Source organism: uncultured Dubosiella sp. (genome assembly GCF_964018005.1).
GTDB lineage: Bacteria > Bacillota_I > Bacilli_A > Erysipelotrichales > Erysipelotrichaceae > Dubosiella > Dubosiella muris.
On the sequence record NZ_CAXHOA010000022.1, the window covers coordinates 1 to 18,140 of the forward strand.

The window sequence follows — 18,140 nt, forward strand, 5'->3', positions numbered from 1 at the left end:
TTTGGTCACCATTAGTGTATCATGGGTGCTTCTATGTTCCACTTTTTTAGTGTTGCACTTAAAGTGTAAATTCAAGACAAAAAAAGACCGAACTGATCACCAATCAATTTGGCCTTCTATAGAGATTTCAGAAATCAGATTTTTTACTTACCCGATCTCCGCTCATGAAACCGATTTTGTCAAATCAGGATTTCATTCGAATCGTTTTGTTCGCGATCTTGGAAAAATCGGATTCATGACTTACGGTAATTAAAGTCGTGCGCTGCTCGCGTACCCTTTGCACCAAATTTTGAACGATGAAGTGGCGCATTTCTTCTTCGATTCCCGTCAAAGCTTCATCCAAAATCAACACATCGGGTTTTCGAAGCAATATTCTAGCTATCGCGATTCGATGCTTTTCTCCCCCGCTTAAATTTCCCCCGTTTTCTTTGATCTTTTCATCAAGTCCCCGATTTTCGATCCATTTTGATAAACCGGCTAGTTCACAGGCTTCGAAAATCTCGGATTCTGAAAAGGAATCGCCGAGTTCCAGATTTTCCCGTAAACTTCCTTCGATTATTGGTGGATCTTGCTCAATCATCAAAATGTGATTGTACAAGCTGTCCCTTTCAAACTCTGTCAGCGAAATTCCATTGTAGTATATCGCGCCCTCCATATTTTTCGGATCAATCAACCGGGTAATCAGCTTTAATACGGTGGACTTTCCACATCCGCTTGCCCCCTGGATCGTAACCATGTCCCCTTTCTTGATTTCGGCTTTCACCTTTCCGGATTTTTTGTTTTGAAAATTTCCATCGTACGCGTATCCGTTCAAGTCAAAAACAAGCCGCTCAAATTTTCCGGCGATTTTCTTTCTTTCAAGAGAATCAGCAGGACGCGCATAGATATCTTTGATCCTTTCATACACTTGCTCCGCGTTTTTTCTGTCAGAATACAGCTCCGCCATCACGATGACCGGCTCGTTTAATTTTTGCGCGATGAGCATTAAAGAAAGCGCGACACCTATTCCGTTTTCTTTATGATTGAGTAAAAGAATCCCCGAACAAAAAACCGCAATCGGAATAAATTCCGTCATAAACAACAACATCGCCTCGTCTAGCGAAGTATAAAGGGAAAGCTTTCGAATGACTCGATTTTCAAGGATTTTGGCGAGTTTGTTTTTAACGAATTTCCCAATGCCAAGCTGTATGATCGTAAACTGATTTAGAAAATCATTGTGGATCGCCAAACTGATTTTTTCCTGGATTTCCTTAAATTTGGAAAAATAGACCGCTTGTTTTTCACTAATGATTTTGGCAAACCCAAAGGCGGCAAGCACAATCAAAATCGTAATGGACGCGATTCGAAAATCGTACATCATCATGGCTCCTACATAAATCAACAAAAATAAAAATTGGCAACTCATATTTATTTTCCCAATCGAAAGCCAGTTTGACAATGTGATCACATCCTGATTTATTTTGGAACACAAGGTTGCGGGATTTACTTCTTCCACATACGATTGATTTTTCAAGTACATCTCGAGCGTATGTTTTTTCAAAGATAATTCGCCCTTATTCGTTATCGTTCGAAACCAGCGCTGATCGAAAAACGTGAATACAATGTTTAAACCTAAAATCCCAAGAAATTCAATCAATACGCGATAAAAGGAAGAGAGATCCATTTCCAGGGCCAAGGTTACAAGTTGATTCGAGCATTCAATTAAAAGCAGATTTGTCAAAATCCCCATAAAAAAGAAAAACATGTACATGACTTTATCCTTCACTGGAATTTGTATTTCACGCGCGAGCTGTTTCATATCTTTCTCCTTGAATCACGATCGTGTGATTCGCTATATCGTCAAATTCATGATTATGAGAAATCGTGAGAATCGCCATGGATTTTTGTCGCGCGTATTCGACTAGGTGTTGCACGATTTCATCTCTCAAATCCGGATGCACACCACTCAATCCTTCATCAATTAAAAGAAGCTCCGGATTTTTGATTAGAGCTCTCGCGAGCGCGATTCTTTGTTTTTCTCCGCCACTTAGATTTTTTCCGTTGTTTTCAACAAAAGTTTTCTCTCCATTGGAACCAATCCAGTGGTGCAATCCGCAAATTTCCATGACTTCCTTCACGATTTCTTGCGGGTATTTTTCGCCAAATGTGATATTTTCCATAACCGTTCCCTGAAATAAAAACGGATCCTGCTCTATGCATAAAACTTTTTTGTAGTATTCTTTCCTGTCGATGTCTTGGATATCTTCGCCATTGTATTGGAGATGTCCCTCAAAATTTTCTTCCTCTTTTTTCCGGGCGATCAAATGAAACAACGTGCTTTTTCCGGTTCCGCTTTTTCCTTTCACTTGCCAAATCTCCCCTGGCCGTATGGTGAAATGAATGTTCTCTAAAATCCCTTTTTCATTTCCGGGATAGCGGAAGTGTTCCACATCGACTTGCAAAGACTGAAGATTTCCCAGCGGTTTTTGATGAGCAGAAATGGCGGCCTTTGGCTGAATCCTCTTTCGAATGATCCGCGCCGTTTCTTTTTCCGGCAGCATTTCCGCGATATTTTGAACTTTTTGTGCAAGCCGGCTGGATAAGTCAATCATCACGATCACGCTTCCGATGGACGCTTTTCCATGGACCGCAAAAAGCAAGCCGATAAACAAGACAAATATCGGGATGATTTCTTGTACAAAGACCATCTGAGAGATATAAATCGCTTGCACGTTAATCATCTTTTTTAGAAAAGAAGGATCATATTCCTCATTCATCCTCTGCCGAAAATACGAATTAAAATATGGTTTTTTTCTTAATTGGATGATAGTCGGCAAATTTTTAATGATTTCGATCAACGTTTGGTTCAATCGAGCATTTTTTTTATGCTTTTGATTTCGCACTTTTCCAAAAACCCGGCTAACGGACTTCGAAACAAGTAGCCCTAAGCCAAACAAGACGATTGTGATTCCTGTCATTTTTATATTGATTGTCGCCATATATACAGTCAAAACAATCACCATAAAAATCTCCATATTTTTCTTCAAATATCCAATCGCGTACCAGGGAACCATTTCATACAGGTCGTCCGTATAGTGAAATAAAGCCTCGCCGCTATCTTCATAGTTTGGCGATTCCAGCGCTGCCACGACCCACTCGGATTGAACCTCGAACATCGCCTCTTTCTTGATTCTCTGTTCCAAATATCCGCTTCCCCAGCTCAACAGCGACGCGATCGTTAACAATAAAAGCGCGATGACTACCTTTTTTCCTAGCTCGTGATCGAAATCATTAATACATCGCTCCAAAGCGTTCTCAAACAACATAATCATGACGCTGGATACAATCATGCATACGATATAAATTCTTCGCTTTCGAAGAATGGAGGGGGAAAATTTGATCTTCATAGGTACTCCTTATTCTCGCTTTCAACAACAAAATAAAATTATTTTATTATATTGCGATATAAAAATAAATCACAACTAATTCGCTTCTTTTAATTCAATCGTAAACAATATTTTAAAGACACGATTTTTCTCAAACTTTATTCGTCAACGTATACAAAAAAGCGCGTCGAATCGACACGCTTTTTTTGTTCATTGTGAATTGAGCTCCACCGAGAACGAGTACGCGTCCCCGCGGTAATACGCCAGGGTGAACTCGATCATCTCGTTAGCTTTGTTGTAGCCAAAACGCGTCCGGACAAGCAAGGCGTCGTTTTCCTTGATTTCCAGCTTTTGAGCGATGTCTTTCGGCGCGTTGATGGCTTTAAAGTTTTCCACCGCCCGCACAGGCTGCTTGATGCCCCGCTCGTTTAAATACTCGTACAGCGACTCGCCATAAGAGGACGGATCCAGCGGCATATCGAGCGATTTGGCGAAATACGTTTTAAAATAGACGATTGGTTTGTCGTTGCCGGTTCGTACCCGGCTGACGCAAACTAGCTTTTCGCTTGGCAAAATCCCAAACGCCTTCGCGCCTTCTTCGGGCACGCGTTCCTCCCGGATTTCAAAATTCCGGGTTCCCGGTTCCATATGGACGGCGTGCATCTCATCCGTGAACGAGCGGATTTGCGAAAAGCGTTCCTCGATCGTGTGGTTGTAAATGACGTGCGTGCCTTTCCCCCGGGAGCGCACGACATACCCTTCCTTTTCCAAATCCGAAATGGCGCGTCGAACGGTGATTCGGGACACGTCGTATTTTTTCTCATATTCCACTTCGGATGGGATCTGGTCCCCGTATTGGTAAACTCCGTGAATAATATCGTTTTTAATGAGCGCTTTCAGCTGGACATACAGCGGAAGCGCCTCCTTGCTAAAGTCTAGATTCATTGCATCATCCCTCATTAGAAACCGCTTTTTGGCCAGAGCGCGGCAGACTCGATTTCCTTCCAGACATTTGTCTTATATCATTATACCAAACCAGCGAAAAAAATAAAGAAGCAGGTGGGAAGTCTGCTTCTTTATCGGATTAATTATTTTACAATTAAGTGAATTTAGAGGAATATTACTACAAAAGGTATCTTCATCATCGAGTTATGGGAGCTCTACTCGATCAATCACAATACGGCTGCTAGGGATATTATATGATCTCGTTTGTGATGTATATCTTATAGATTCGATGATATTCCAGCGTTCGGCCCTCGTTTCGGGAAGAAATAACGCACTATATTGTATCTGGCCGAAGACTGGTTTCAAGAGGTTGTTTCCGATCGAATTATTCGTGTTGCATAGGTTGGGAATTTTTTTATTATCTGAGGATCGGCTTGACTTTTGGAGACTTCGCTCCATAGTTGATGCGGTTTATTGTTTCTATTTAGCGATGCCCTCCATTTCTAGTAACAAGAAATCCGCTTTTGTATTTGCTGCTGGTGTAAGCGATTTCTTTTACAGGTACATCATACCATATTCCTACAAAAAAGCTAGTATTTACTTGAGTAAAATTTCGATTTTTTTTCACTTTTTTCAATCTTCCTCAAAAACCAATAGATTTTACCGAGGTAAACAAGTTGTTTACTCCCTAAATATCAAATTAAATCGTTTTTATTTGAAAACAAATTGGTAGTTCCTTTGACTTTTTGGACGAACATTCCATTACCCGGGTAAAAATCGTCAATTTCCCCACTCAAACAAAAACGGAACGTTCCGCACCCGTTTCCGGTATTTTCAGCCATTTGCGGCTGCGCAGCCGATACACAAACAAGCAGCCCCGGACACCTAGTTCAAACGCCATCGCGAACCACACGCCCGGCAAGCCGTAAACCGGAGCCAACACGATGGACAGCACGATGCGAACGCCCCACATGCTCGCCAAATTGTACAAACTCGGCATCAACGTGTCCTTGGCGCCCCGCAACGCGCCCGCGATCACGATCGACGCCGCGAAAAACGGTTCCGCGAACGCCTCGATCCGCAGCACCTGCACGCCCAGCGCGCGCACCTGCAAATCGTTGGTCATCGTTTCGAAAAGAAAAGGAGCGAGCATGTACATGCCAAGCGCCGTCACCGACATGATCCCGACGCCCAAAAGCGTGGCCATATCGGCGAAAGCGCGCACCGCGCCCCAGTCTTTTGCCCCGACGCTTTGTCCAACGAGCGTCGTCGCCGCGCTGCCAATACCATATCCAGGCATATAGCACAAGCTTTCCGCCGTGACGGCCAGCGAATTGGCGGCCACCGCCACCGTGCCCAGCGGCGCCACGATCCCGACAATGACGATTTGCGCCACATTGACGACCGAATGCTCAATCGCGATGGGCGCTCCAATCGCGAACGCGGTACGCATCGTCTGTTTTTGCCAGCGCCAGCTCCCCTCTTCGCGAATCGTCAGGATTGGCGAGCCAAAACACATTTTGCCCACCATCATTCCCGCGATCACGACCTCCGAGGCCGCCGTGCCAAGCGCCGCCCCCAAAACGCCAAGACCGCATCCAAAAATGAAAAACGTGTTGAACACCACGTCGAGCACGCACAACAACATATTGAGGGCGCTGGGCGTTTTCATATCGCCCGTACACTGAAGCATATGGGACGCCATCTGCCGGTTGAGCACAAAAAACAACGAGCACGCGTACACAAAAAAATACTGGGACGCCATGACGCACACCGTCTCGCTGCCCCCAAGCCAGCGTGGAAGCGCCCCGCTCAACGAAACGGCCGTTCCGCTCAATCCCAGCGCGATCAGCGCGCAGATCCCCATCGCCTGCCGCATCGTGTCCCGCGCCCGCCTTGGCTGGCGGGCCCCGACAAATTGCGCCACCTGCACCGCGAATCCCGCCGCCACCGCCATGCCGATCCCGTTGATCAGCCATGTCGTGCTCGCCACCAGCCCGATCGAGGCCGAGGCGTCCGCTCCCAGCGAACCGACCATGCCCGCGTCGATATACTGCATGACAATCGACGAGATTTCCGCCAGGATGGCCGGCACGCTCAATCGCAGCACCATCCACATTTTTTCCTTCATTTCGGCATCCCTTCTTTCCCGTTCATTTTAACAAAACATCCCATACTTTTCACCTTGATGCGCGCTATAAGTTTTGCGTATAATGGAACGACGAGGAGGGTAAAACTTATGAAGGAAAATAAAATGGGAACGATGCCCGTCAACCGGCTGCTCATCTCGATGTCCATTCCAATGATCATCTCGATGCTCGTGCAGGCGCTTTACAATGTCGTGGACTCGATGTTCGTGGCGCAAGTCAGCGAAAACGCGCTGACGGCCGTATCGCTCGCCTTTCCCTATCAAAACCTGATGATCGCGGTCGCGACCGGAACGGGAGTCGGAATCAACGCGCTGCTATCCAAGTCATTGGGCGAAAACGATAAAAAACTTGTCAATAAAACCGGCTGCAACGCCGTGTTTCTCGCGCTTGCCAGCTGGGCGGTCTTCGCCATTCTCGGGCTGGCGTTTTGCCGGACCTTTTTTCAAATGCAAACCGGCGTCGCGGAAATCGTCGATGGCGGCACGGCGTATTTACGCATTTGCAGCGTGATCTCCATCGGTCTGTTCGTGCAAATCGCGTTCGAAAAGCTGCTTGCCTCCACGGGCCGCACGACGCTGACGATGTTCACGCAAGGCACGGGCGCCATCATCAACATCGTGCTGGACCCCATCTTTATTTTCGGATGGTTCGGCGTGCCCGCCATGGGCGTCGCCGGCGCGGCCATCGCGACCGTGATCGGGCAGCTTGCCGGCGCCTCGCTAGGCATTTGGCTCAACCACCGCTACAACGATGAGCTGCACTTGTCCTTTCAAGGCTTCCGGCCGGACACCCGCGTCATTAAAAAGATTTACAGCGTGGGCGTGCCCAGTATTTTAATGGCCTCGATCGGCTCGGTCATGACGTTTGGCATGAACAAGATCCTTATTGGATTTTCCACGACCGCGGCCGCGGTCTTTGGCGTGTACTTCAAGCTGCAAAGCTTCATCTTCATGCCGGTCTTTGGATTGAACAACGGACTCGTCCCGATCGTGGCCTACAACTACGGGGCGCGCCGGCCGCAGCGCATCATTCAAACCATCAAGCTTTCCATGGTGTACGCCACGGGCATGATGGCGCTTGGCTTCGCGGCGTTCCAGCTCTTTCCGCAAAGCCTGCTTTCGATTTTCAATGCCTCCGACACGATGCTTTCAATCGGGATCCCGGCTTTGAAAATCATCTCGCTCCACTTTATCCTGGCGGGATATTCGATCATTTGCTCCAGCACGTTCCAGGCCTTGGGCCATGGCGTCCTTTCCTTGCAGATGTCGCTGGCGCGCCAGCTCGTCGTCCTGCTGCCGTGCGCGTTTGTGTTCGCCCAAACCGGGGTGCTCGACTATGTGTGGCTCGCCTTCCCGATCGCGGAACTCGTATCCGTCGCGATGGGCACATTGTTCCTGTTTCGTATTTTCAAGCACGAGATCGAACCGCTGCGAAACAACGAGCTTGTATTTGAAACCAAGTAGCGTCATAATACGAGTATGAACTACTTGAGCATGGCGTTTTATTTCGCCGCCTCCGGCTTGCTGGTGGCGTTCGCCTTTACGAACAAGACCGGCTTTTTGATTGCCGGTGTCGTCAGCCTGGCTGTCGCGGTCGTCCTGGGCAAACTGGCGAAAAAAAACAAATCCAACTAGAAAGACGTCTTCACGGACGTCTTTTTTCGTTTGCCCAAAAGAAAAAGGCGTCTTCAAACGCCTTGATTTCTTATTTGTGCTCGCTGACTTCCACTTTCACTTTGTGGTTCATCGGATCGAGATCGTATGTGATCTTGGAAAAATCTTCCTGATGGTTCGCCACGATATCCCGTACCGTATCGAACACCTCGTCCTCTTTGTCCGCGTGCTTGCAGTCGTATTCGATCGACGTCACGACCGACTTCTTCACAGGAACGCTATTTAATTCATCTACCATTGATTTCATGACAATACCTCATTGTTTATTCAGGCAAACCGCCTTTAAACCAGTATAGCATATCTTTTTTCTTTTCGAAACCTGCATTATACTTCATAAAACGCCAGCAAATCCGCCGGCTTGAGTTTTTCCTTCTCCTCCCTGGAAAAATCCTTTGTGATTTTGCCATCGTTGAAAATCAAAAGCCGGTCCCCGTATTTCAAGGCGTCCGTCATATTGTGGGTAATCATTAGCGCCGTCATCTTCTCGCGCCGCACAAGCTGGTCCGTGATTTCCAAAATCGTCTTCGCGCTTTTGGGATCGAGCGCCGCCGTATGCTCGTCAAGCAGCAGCAGCTTAGGCGGATCAAGCACCGCCATGATCAAAGCGACCGCCTGCCTCTGCCCGCCCGAAAGCAGACCAATCGGCGTCTTGAGCCGCTCTTCCAGCCCCATATGCAAATCCTTGAGCTTTTCCTTGAACAGCTCGACGTCTTTCTTTTTGACCGCGATTGAAAACAGCGACGTGCCCGCGTGTCCGGTCAGCGCCAGGTTTTCCTCCACCGTCAAGCCGGCCGCGGTGCCCTGCGCCGGGTTTTGGAACAGCCGGCCGATATGTTTCGAGCGCACGTGCACCTTCTCGTTCGTGATATCCTTGCCGTCAAGCGTAATCGTGCCCGACGTCACCGGCACCGAACCGGTCACCACGTTGAAAAACGTGCTTTTTCCCGCCCCGTTGCTGCCAAGGATCGTGACGAACTCACCCTCTTTGATGTGCACCGACACGTGGTCGAGCGCCGTCTTTTCCAGTTTTGTGCCTTCATTGAAGACGACATTCACATCGTTTAACTCAAGCATGGCGTTTCCTCCTTTTCGAACGCAAGTACGGAATCGAAATCGTGATGGCGACCAGCACCGCCGACACGAGATTCATGTCCGTCGCCGCGAACCCCAGCTTCAAGGCGAACGTGTACAGCAGACGGTACGCGACGGCACCAAAGATCGAGGCGGCAAGACCCGCCGCGATCGTGTGGCGGCGGAACACCGCCTCGCCCACGATGATGCCGGCCAGGCCGAGCACGAGCATGCCGGTGCCGCTTGTCACATCCGCGAAGTTCTGGTACTGCACGAGCAGCGCGCCCGACACCGCGACGATGCCGTTGGACAAGCCCAGCCCTAAAAACTTCATCGCGTCCACGTTGATGCTCGACGACCGGATCATCTCCTCGTTGTCGCCGGTGGCGCGCAGCATCAGTCCCAAATTCGTTTTAAAGAACCAGTACAGCAGCAAGCCGATGAGCGCCACGATTGCCACCAGCACAACGAGCTGCGTCTTCGAGTTCGACAGCAGCGTCCACACCGGCTTGAGCGTGTTGGAAAACAGCGACACGTTAGGCGCCCCGCCCATAATGCGGATGTTGATGGAATACAACCCGCTCATTGTCAAAATGCCCGCCAGCAAAGGCTGGATGCGCATTTTCGTCTGCAAAAAGGCCGTGACGCAACCACAAAGACAGCCGGCAAGAAAGCCGGCTATCAAGCCCAGGATCGGATGGCCGGCCAGCGTGCACATCGCGCACACGCAGCCGCCCGTCGCGTACGAGCCATCCACGGTTAAATCGGGCGTGTCCATGATCCGGAAGGAAATGTACTCTCCCAGCGAAAGCACGGCGAAGATCAAGCCGAGCTCGCACGCCTTGGTGAGAATGGCGATCGACATATTATTCTCCCACCATGATCAAGTTGTCGTCGTTTTGGATCGCTTCGGGCAGCGTGACCTTCAACTGATCCATGTACGCCTTGTTCACATAAATATTCAAGCCGTCTTTAAACACCTTGACAGGAATGTCGCCGGCTTTTTTCCCTTTTAAAATCTCGTCGACCATGTTCGCCGTTTCGCGACCCAGCTCCTCGTAGTTGATGCCGACCGTCGCGAATCCGCCATCCTGCACCATCGAGTCCGCGCCTACGTAGTACGGAATGCCCGCGTCCAGCGCGATTTTCGAAAGCGCCGCCATGCCCGAGGCGACCGTGTTGTCGTTTGGCGAGAACATCGCGTCGACCTTTTCCGCCAAAACGGAAGCGGAAGACTGGAGCTCAGTCATGTCTTTGCCCGTGCCCTCGATCAGCTCGATGCCATTGGCCTTGCAGTATTCCTTCGCCTTCTCCAAGTTGGAAACCGAGTTGGCCTCCCCCGCGTTGTACAGGAAGCCCAGTGTTTTCAAATCCGGGTTTATTTGTTTGGCGAGCGCCACGATCTGGTCGATTTGCACCTCGTCGCTCGTTCCCGTGATGTTGCCGCCCGGCTTGTCCAGACTTTGCACAAGACCGGCGCCTACCGGATCGGACACGGCCGAGAACACGACCGGAATCTCCTCCGCCTCGTTGGCGGCCGATTGCGCCGTCGGCGTCGCGATTGCGACAATGACATCGCTCTGCTCGTCCGCGAACTGCGACATGATCGAATTTAAGTTGGAAGGCTGTCCAGCCGCGTCCGCAAAATTGTATTCCACCGTCTCGCCGTCTTTGTAGCCTAGCGTTTCCATCTGGTCCACGAACGCGTCGCGAATCGTGTTCAGCGACGTGTGCGACACGATTTGCGCCACGCCGATCTTTGGCGTCTTTTCCGTTTGTGCCGCCGAGCAGCCCGAAACCAGCGTTGCCGATAAACAAAGTGCGCTCAAAACTTTTAAAGATGTCTTTTTCATATGCTCTCTCCTCTTTTTTTCTTAGCACTTTCATAAAATGGTTTAAATAAAAAGTCCCGCGCCTCAAAAACGAGACACAGGACAGAATTTCAATTTCTGCGGTACCACCTGAATTGGCATACGACATACCCACTTTACGAATGCTATCACATTCTTCTTTCTGTAACGGGAAAGCCCCGGCTCGGCTACTGGGATTCACCTCGCCCTCCGAAGTCCATTTGCAGACTCGTTGCCACCCGGCTTGCACCATCCCGGACTCGCTAAGACACGTTTTTCTGTTTGATCTCTTCTTCAACGGTTTGATTTATGGCTGTATCATACCCCCGTTTTTCGCATTTGTAAAGCGAAAGAATGCGCTTTTTGAAACAAAATGTAAAAAATGAAAGAAGGAGATCGTTTTCATTCCGGAATCCGCAAATTCTCCAGATTGAACTCGACCGTCCGATCCGGTCCGCTTTGTTTGCGCAAAATCTTGATGCCAGCGCCATAATGTTCGTTCGATTTTTCTTCGCAACATATTCTCACCTCAATGTCGTTATATAGAAAAAGTGTAAAATACGACACTTTTTCCAAAACAAGACTCTCATAGGTGTTTTCACCACCGTTTTTTCATTTCCTCTTTCAGCGCTTCGAGCGTGATCGGCCGCAACGTTCCATTTTTGACGAGCAGGATCTCGTCGTAGCGCGCCGCCACATCCGGGTCGATATGGTGCGACACAGCGATGACGGTTTTGGCCGGATCGTTTAAAAACGCCATTTCGATGGACTGGCGGGTCGCCTCGTCGATAGCGGAAAACGCCTCGTCCAGCACGACCCATTCCTTGTCGGAGGCGATGGCGCGTCCGAGCACGACGCGCTGGATCTGCCCGCCGCTGAGCATCATGGAATCGCTGTCGAACACCTCGTTTTGCCGTTCGTTCAAATCCATCAAACGCACCTGCTTTAAAACCGGCTCGACAGGTTTGTCCTTGCCGAGCACGATATTTTCTTTTAGCGTCATCGGAAAGAGCGAGAGCGTTTGCGACACGTAGGCGATGTGGGAAAAATACGATCCGTAGCGCACCTGGTCGAGCGGCGCGCCATCGGCTTTCACGTTCGATGACGGGATTTGTTTGAGCAGCAGCTTGAGCAGCGTCGACTTGCCTTCCCCGCTTGGCCCGACGATGAGCGTCTTGCTGCCTTGCCTGAACGTGTGGCTCACATCGTGGAACACCGTCTTTCCATTGGGATACGCGAAATCGAGGTGGTCGAGCGTGATGGAACGCAGTGCGGGAAGCGAGATCGTCTCGCACTTGTTGTGCTCGAGCACGTGCTGTTCCTCCGCTTCCATTTCCTCGAGCAGAAACCGGCTCGACAAGATGCGGTTTTTGAGCGTGGCAAACTGGAAGATCGGATTGGCGACCATGTTGGACACTTGCACGACGGCCATCAAAATGGCGACCGTCATATGACCGGTCGAGATGAGCAGCGCGCCAAAAACGAGCACGCCGAAAAACATGAACTGGCCGATGCCGTCGTTGAGCGCGTCGCTGACGACCAGAAAGCCGTTCGCTTTGTCGCTGGCCGCCCGCAAGGCGCGGTTTTCCTTTTGCAGCGAGCGGGAATACAGCGTTTCCACGTTTTCGTTGCGGATGTTTAAAAAGTTTTTATAAAAATTTTTAATGGTTTGGATCCAGCGCTCCTTTTGCGCAAGCAGCGTCTTCTGGTTCGATTCCAGCCGCGGCGCGAAGCGCTTGTTCAGCCAAAGCGTCAGCCCGGTGCACACATACATAAAGACGAGCATGAGCGCGTTGTAGGACAAGATATACACGCTGCCGACGACAAAGGAGATGACCAGGTTGATCATGAGCATGTACGAATGGACGCATTTCTCGATGATCTGGTCGGCTTTGTTCGTCATCGTGTTGATGAACGCGCTCGAATCGCGCGCCTCCATCTCGCTTGGGCTCATCCGCATCGACCAGTCGCCAAGCCACATGAGCAAATCGTAGCGCGCCTTGTTTTCAAATTTTTGCATGAGGGCGCTTTTGATGGAGGAGGCCGACACGTAGACCACCAAAAACAAGGCCGTTATCCCGCCCAGCTCCATCACGCTTTCCCACGTCATCTTTCCACCAACGAGCTCGCCCATCAAATACGCCTTTCCTAGCTCGGCGACTGCGAAAACGATGACCGAGACGACGACCGCGACAAACAGTCCCGGATTTTTTCGAATAAAACGGATCATGAAATTCCCTCCTGATGACGGTATCGTACCGCCTGGTTTTGTCTTTTTCCATGATCCGTTTTTTTAATCTTTTTCGCGCAATCCCACAATGGAGCGCGTTTTTTGTTTGCGCCGCTCCAAAGCGAGCAACCGCCGGTGATACGTTTCGACCCGGTCGACGCGGCCAAGCTGCGCGTTCAAGTCGATGAGCCGCTCCAAAAAGAAGCATTCCCATCCCGGCTCCTGATGGAGCGCCATTTCCGAATACACGATTCCCAGCGCCTCGTCGGCTTTTTCGAGTTCCCCCTCGCTCCACGCCAGCGCGCCTTCGACAAAATAGCGAACGAGGGGCGCCGTTTCGCGTCGCAGGATCCATTCGCTCCACTGACGAACGTGGTGGGAATCGTCCAGCCGCAAGTAGGAAAACAGGAGATAAAAGTACAACGCGAAATCGACATGTTCGCCAAACTGTTCGATCGAGCGTTTGGCGAACACGATGGCGTTCATGTCGTCCTTGGCGAAAAACGCGGTTTGCGCCAAATTGTCGAGCGCCTGACGCTGAATGAACGTGTTTTGGGTACGAACCCCTTCCTCGTATAAATTCAGCAGCGCCGCCTGCGCGGCTTCCCGCTCGTTGTTGCGGGCCAAAAAGATGGCTTCCAGCAGCGCGAGCTGCAAAAACTGCTCGCTGGAAGCGGTGGCAAACACGAGCTGCTGGCAGCGTGCAAGATGATTGCGCGCGACCTGGTCGCAGTTGAGGATCATCGCGGTGTCCGCCATGCGCAAATGCGTCAGGTACGACGTCTTGTCGAAACAAAGCGCCCGTTCATAACACGTCCACGCCTGTTCGAAACGAAGACATTCGTACCATGTGTCGCCGGCCAGCTGTTCGTATACCGCGCGCTGACGATTGGAAAACAAGTCCTTGAACGCGGCGATTTCGTCGACTTTGGCGCGCAGGGCCTGTCGCTCCTCCTTTGTCCAAATGGTTTTCATCAACCCCTTTTTGGCATACACCATCGCGTACAGCTCGAGCAGCGCGTATCCGGCGAAGAAATACGAGGCCTTCAGCTGCGGATTGCGCAAAAAGGCGTCCAGCTTGTCGAGCATCCGCTCGATATCGACGAGGTGGAAATGGCGAATATCGTCCAGCTGTGTGGCGTAGGCGTCCAGAAGATGCCAGTTGTCGAGAAAGCTTTCAAACCCGAACACCTGCGCGATCTGGTCCATTTCATCCGGAAGCAAAAGCGTTTCCCCGAGCTCGACGCGTCGGATCGTCGAGTACGACATATGCATCGTATGACCGAGATTTTCAAGACTCCATCCGTTTTGCTGGCGGTAAAAGCGCACAAAACGGCCGAAAATCATCGCCTTTTGGTAAAATTCCTTTTGATTGTGTTCTTTTTCCATAAGGGTATTATAGCGAACCCCTTCCCCGTCGCCCATTCCATTTTTCAATATTTTGCCGGTTTTCCCACAAGCGGAAATCAAAAGTGCGTATTTTGCCGTTTTTAGATGATTTAATTTTGCGTATTTCGCCCTTTTTCGCTCTATGAAAAGTGCGTAAAAAGGAGGTCTCTATGTTTCAAAGAAAAAAGATCTCACCGATTGAAGTGAAATCTTCCGCATCCAAAACAAATATACATCGGGCAAAGAAAAGAAACGACAACGATTTCATCGTGAAACCGGAAATCATATCCTTTTGATTTGTCCGTTTTGAATGACGACTTGCTCGAAGCCCTCATACGCCCTCCCGTCCTGAATGTGCGAAACGGCGATGATCGAGACGGAAGGCAAATACCCGGGGATGTCCCGCAAGATTTCCAGAAAGGTTTGGGCGTCGATGTGCGCGTCCGCCTCGTCAAACAGTAGCACGTCCGGCTTTTGAAGCAGGGCGCGGGCGATCGCCAGCCGCGTCCGCTCGCCCAACGAGAAATTTTTCCCGTTTTCCAAAATCACGGGATGGCTTCGCCACACCGGCACCAGTCGCGTGATTTGAAGCACGGCTTCCAATTCCTTTTCATTGGGCGCATTCAACGCCGCCATCCACGTACCCGAAAAGATTTCAGGCTGCTGGCACACGTAGCCGATCTTTCGAGAAAGCGAGGGCGACGCGCTTTCCGGGCAGCACGCGATCATCCCGTTTTGCGGCGTGTAGTAGCCATACAGCAGTTTGAGCAGCGTGCTCTTGCCCGCCCCGTTTTCCCCGGTAATCAAGTAGTTTTTCTTCCCGTCGAATCGGGCGGACGCCTTCGTCAAGAGAGGGCTTTTTTTCCCGTAGCCAAACGTGACGTTTTCCACAACGAGCCCATCCATCGGTTTGTCGCTCGTTCGCGCCGGCCGCTGGCTGGAAAGTTCCGTGTTGTACATCGTTTCCAGACGACCAACACTGACGCGCAGCGCCTGGGCGTTGCGCCAGTACGCGCCGATGTCGCTTAGAAAAAACGCGAGTCCCTCGCTCATCGAAAGCATGAAGGCGACGGAGCCAACCGTGATTTCCCCTGCGCCAGCCAGCAAAAAGCCGCCAACCAGGATCACGAACCGGTACAAGCCGTCGTAGACGAGGTCGTGCAAAAAATCGGCTTTGGCGTTTTGTTCGGCCGTCTTCTTTTCCAGCATGGACGCCTCGTTTTGCGCGGCCAGAAACATATCTTTACGTGTTTCCAGCTGGCCAAACACGCGAAACATCGTCTGGTTGTTCAATACGTTGAGCAGGCTTCGCCCTTTTTCGTCGACTTTGTCGCGGCTCGCTTCCAATACCCGCCGGTTTTCTTTGGCAAGAACCGTGTCAAAAAGCAGCGGCACACAGCCGAGCGCCACCAGAACAAGCAGGATCTTCCAGCTGATGAGCCAAAAGGAAACGATGGCGGCAACACCCGAGAAGATCGCCTGGAACAGCACGACGCACGGCCATCCGCCAAACTGGGCGGCCTTTTCCACGTCGATTTGCCCCACGTCCAAAAACCGGGCGCACGCGTTGGCTTCCAGCTTGTCGGGCCGCGCGCCCAGCCACGCCTTCATGAACAGGTCGGCGCACCGCTTTTTGAACCGGGCCTGCCCGCGCTCCATCCAGTATCCCCATAGCGGAACGAACACCACGAAGTACGTGGCCGCCATGGCGACAAACACCAAAGCGAGCGACTCGTCGCCCGTATGGGTGAAGATGGATTGAAAAATGTACGCGTTCAAGCCGGCGAGCACGAGTTCGGAAAGCACGCTTTGCAGCGTATTGAACACGAAGGCCGTCTTTTCCAGTCCCGAATACGATCGAAAGATCTCAGCAAGAACACGCAGTTTCATAAACCATTCCCTCCTTGATGGCGTAGCGCCGCTCGCAAATCGACCAGATGTCGGGCCGGTGCGAAATGATGAGCATCGCTTGCGGAAGCTGGCGGAGCAGCTCGATGATGTCGCGCTCGCTTTGCGCGTCCATCGCGGCAAGCGGCTCGTCGAAAATCAGAAAATCGGGTTGGGAGAACAACGCGCGAGCCAGCGCGATCTTTTGTTTTTGGCCGCCCGACAAGCGAAGCGCCGAATCCGATTCGTTCACTTCCAGCCGCAGCCGCGCGAGCAGGCGTTCATACCGCTGTTTTTGCTCGGGGGATTCGAGCTTGGTTTGAAACGTGATATTTTCGAGCACCGTGCCGTCAAACACACAATGGCCGCCATCGACGTACGCCCCGTGTTGCCATCCCTGCACCGGGTCGTCATAAACGCTTTGGACCGTTCCTCTTTGCGCCGATTGCATCCCGAGCAGCAGCGAGACGAACGTGGACTTGCCCGCGCCGCTCGCGCCCGTGATGGCGATCTTTTCTCCCGGACGAAACACAAATTTGGGAATGGACAACCCGTTTTTCATGTTTGGATACGTAAAACACACATCTTCCATCGCGAACAGCGCGTCGGCACACGGAACATAGACGGGAAGCGGCCGGCTCTGCTTGCAGCGTTCGACGGTTTGCAAAAACGGCTCCTGCTTTTTGGCGACGGCGCACGAGCGAAAAAACTGCGACAGCGGCAGGGAGATGCTGCCGGTCAAACCCATCAGGGTGACGGCTTGGGCGACGTTGATCCGGGCGGCATACACAATCAAAATGGCCATGAACAGGAAGGTGGGCAAATACTCGTTGAGCAGCCCAGGAATATAAGCGTCGCGGTGCTTTTGGAGCAGTTCGGTTTCCGCTTGCAGCGTTTGCGCGCTCTTTTGCGCGTATTGCTCCATCGCTGCGGTTTCCATGTTCGAGAGCGCGATCGTTTCCCGTTGTTCGGCCAGTTCCTTTTGAAGCTGGAACAACGCGTCCTGTTTTTCATAGTACGCGTGGCTCGCCTTAGGCATCCGGGCCGTCAGGACCCGGTTGATCAAAGCGCACGCGAACACGCACACTACGATCAGCACGCTGATTTTCCAGTCGATGACGAGCATCGCCATCAACGAGAACACAAAGACGAGCGGCCAGTACGCGAGGTTTTCAACGTGGTTCATCAAAAAGTCGCGATACGCCTGCACGCGCGCCATCAGCAAGCCTTGCGCCTTTCCTTCCTCCATGTCCATGAAGCGGTTTCGACTCGAAAACAAGCCGTTCGCCAGTTCTTCGTACAGCGCCCGCTCCCGCGTCCAGGCGATTTGAATGACCGCCTTTTTACGCCGCCATTTCAACACGGCGTTGCCAACGACGAGCAAGAAAAAGAAACCGGCCGTCACCATTTGTTTTTGAAGGGTGTCGCTTGCCATCAACGTGTTGACGAGATACAAGACGTAAAATCCCGTGCCCGCCTCAAAAAAAGCGGACACGACAAAAAGAAGACGGCAGCGCGCCGGAAGGGGAATCCAAAAAGCGGAAAAATGTTCTTTCCTGTTCATCTCTTCTCCTTTCATT

The 18,140-nt window shown here is 51.1% G+C and carries 14 protein-coding genes; 2 read left to right on the forward strand and 12 right to left on the reverse strand.

The features are described 5' to 3' along the window. Positions 1-184 precede the first annotated feature (184 nt). From ABNS49_RS12050 to ABNS49_RS12065, 4 genes are all read right to left on the reverse strand, one after another. Positions 185-1,405, reverse strand: coding sequence for an ABC transporter ATP-binding protein (locus tag ABNS49_RS12050; protein ID WP_289117352.1), 1,221 nt, complete (start codon positions 1,403-1,405; stop codon positions 185-187). Between the two features lie 373 nt (positions 1,406-1,778). Beyond that, positions 1,779-3,386 (reverse strand): ABC transporter ATP-binding protein, encoded by a 1,608-nt coding sequence (locus ABNS49_RS12055; protein WP_289197188.1) that lies wholly within the window; start codon positions 3,384-3,386, stop codon positions 1,779-1,781. Positions 3,387-3,575: 189 nt separating this feature from the next. Further along, positions 3,576-4,310 (reverse strand): GntR family transcriptional regulator, encoded by a 735-nt coding sequence (locus ABNS49_RS12060; RefSeq protein WP_289108177.1) that lies wholly within the window; start codon positions 4,308-4,310, stop codon positions 3,576-3,578. Between the two features lie 793 nt (positions 4,311-5,103). Then, the gene (locus ABNS49_RS12065; protein ID WP_289108175.1) at positions 5,104-6,441 is read right to left on the reverse strand and encodes an MATE family efflux transporter; all 1,338 of its coding nucleotides are present in this window, start codon (positions 6,439-6,441) and stop codon (positions 5,104-5,106) included. A 108-nt stretch (positions 6,442-6,549) separates the two neighbouring features. Between ABNS49_RS12065 and ABNS49_RS12070 the strand changes: the two genes are divergently transcribed. Next, positions 6,550-7,923 (forward strand): MATE family efflux transporter, encoded by a 1,374-nt coding sequence (locus tag ABNS49_RS12070; RefSeq protein ID WP_289197190.1) that lies wholly within the window; start codon positions 6,550-6,552, stop codon positions 7,921-7,923. Positions 7,924-7,938: 15 nt separating this feature from the next. Next, on the forward strand, positions 7,939-8,094 hold the full coding sequence (locus ABNS49_RS12075; RefSeq protein WP_168353529.1) for a hypothetical protein: 156 nt from the start codon (positions 7,939-7,941) through the stop codon (positions 8,092-8,094). A gap of 70 nt (positions 8,095-8,164) precedes the next feature. On the opposite strand, the gene ABNS49_RS12080 is transcribed toward ABNS49_RS12075, so the two are convergent. From ABNS49_RS12080 to ABNS49_RS12115, 8 genes are all read right to left on the reverse strand, one after another. Then, a complete protein-coding gene (locus ABNS49_RS12080; protein WP_135979613.1) occupies positions 8,165-8,380 on the reverse strand; it encodes a hypothetical protein in 216 nt (71 codons plus the stop codon). A 77-nt stretch (positions 8,381-8,457) separates the two neighbouring features. Further along, positions 8,458-9,207, reverse strand: a complete 750-nt coding sequence (locus tag ABNS49_RS12085; protein ID WP_289183285.1) for an ATP-binding cassette domain-containing protein — start codon at positions 9,205-9,207, stop codon at positions 8,458-8,460. Continuing rightward, positions 9,200-10,069: an ABC transporter permease gene (locus ABNS49_RS12090; protein WP_135979615.1), complete on the reverse strand. Its 870-nt coding sequence runs from the start codon at positions 10,067-10,069 to the stop codon at positions 9,200-9,202. The genes ABNS49_RS12085 and ABNS49_RS12090 overlap by 8 nt, the downstream gene beginning before the upstream one ends. 1 nt (position 10,070) lies before the next feature. Next, complete coding sequence (locus ABNS49_RS12095) at positions 10,071-11,057, reverse strand: ABC transporter substrate-binding protein (protein ID WP_135979616.1); 987 nt, start codon at positions 11,055-11,057, stop codon at positions 10,071-10,073. A 595-nt stretch (positions 11,058-11,652) separates the two neighbouring features. Next, the gene (locus tag ABNS49_RS12100; RefSeq protein WP_135979617.1) at positions 11,653-13,284 is read right to left on the reverse strand and encodes an ABC transporter ATP-binding protein; all 1,632 of its coding nucleotides are present in this window, start codon (positions 13,282-13,284) and stop codon (positions 11,653-11,655) included. A 63-nt stretch (positions 13,285-13,347) separates the two neighbouring features. Continuing rightward, a complete protein-coding gene (locus ABNS49_RS12105; RefSeq protein WP_168353530.1) occupies positions 13,348-14,673 on the reverse strand; it encodes a helix-turn-helix transcriptional regulator in 1,326 nt (441 codons plus the stop codon). A 282-nt stretch (positions 14,674-14,955) separates the two neighbouring features. Then, entirely contained in the window at positions 14,956-16,563 is a 1,608-nt protein-coding gene (locus ABNS49_RS12110; RefSeq protein WP_348688220.1) for an ABC transporter ATP-binding protein, read from the reverse strand. Further along, positions 16,541-18,124, reverse strand: coding sequence for an ABC transporter ATP-binding protein (locus ABNS49_RS12115; RefSeq protein ID WP_305084913.1), 1,584 nt, complete (start codon positions 18,122-18,124; stop codon positions 16,541-16,543). The genes ABNS49_RS12110 and ABNS49_RS12115 overlap by 23 nt, the downstream gene beginning before the upstream one ends. Positions 18,125-18,140: the final 16 nt, after the last annotated feature.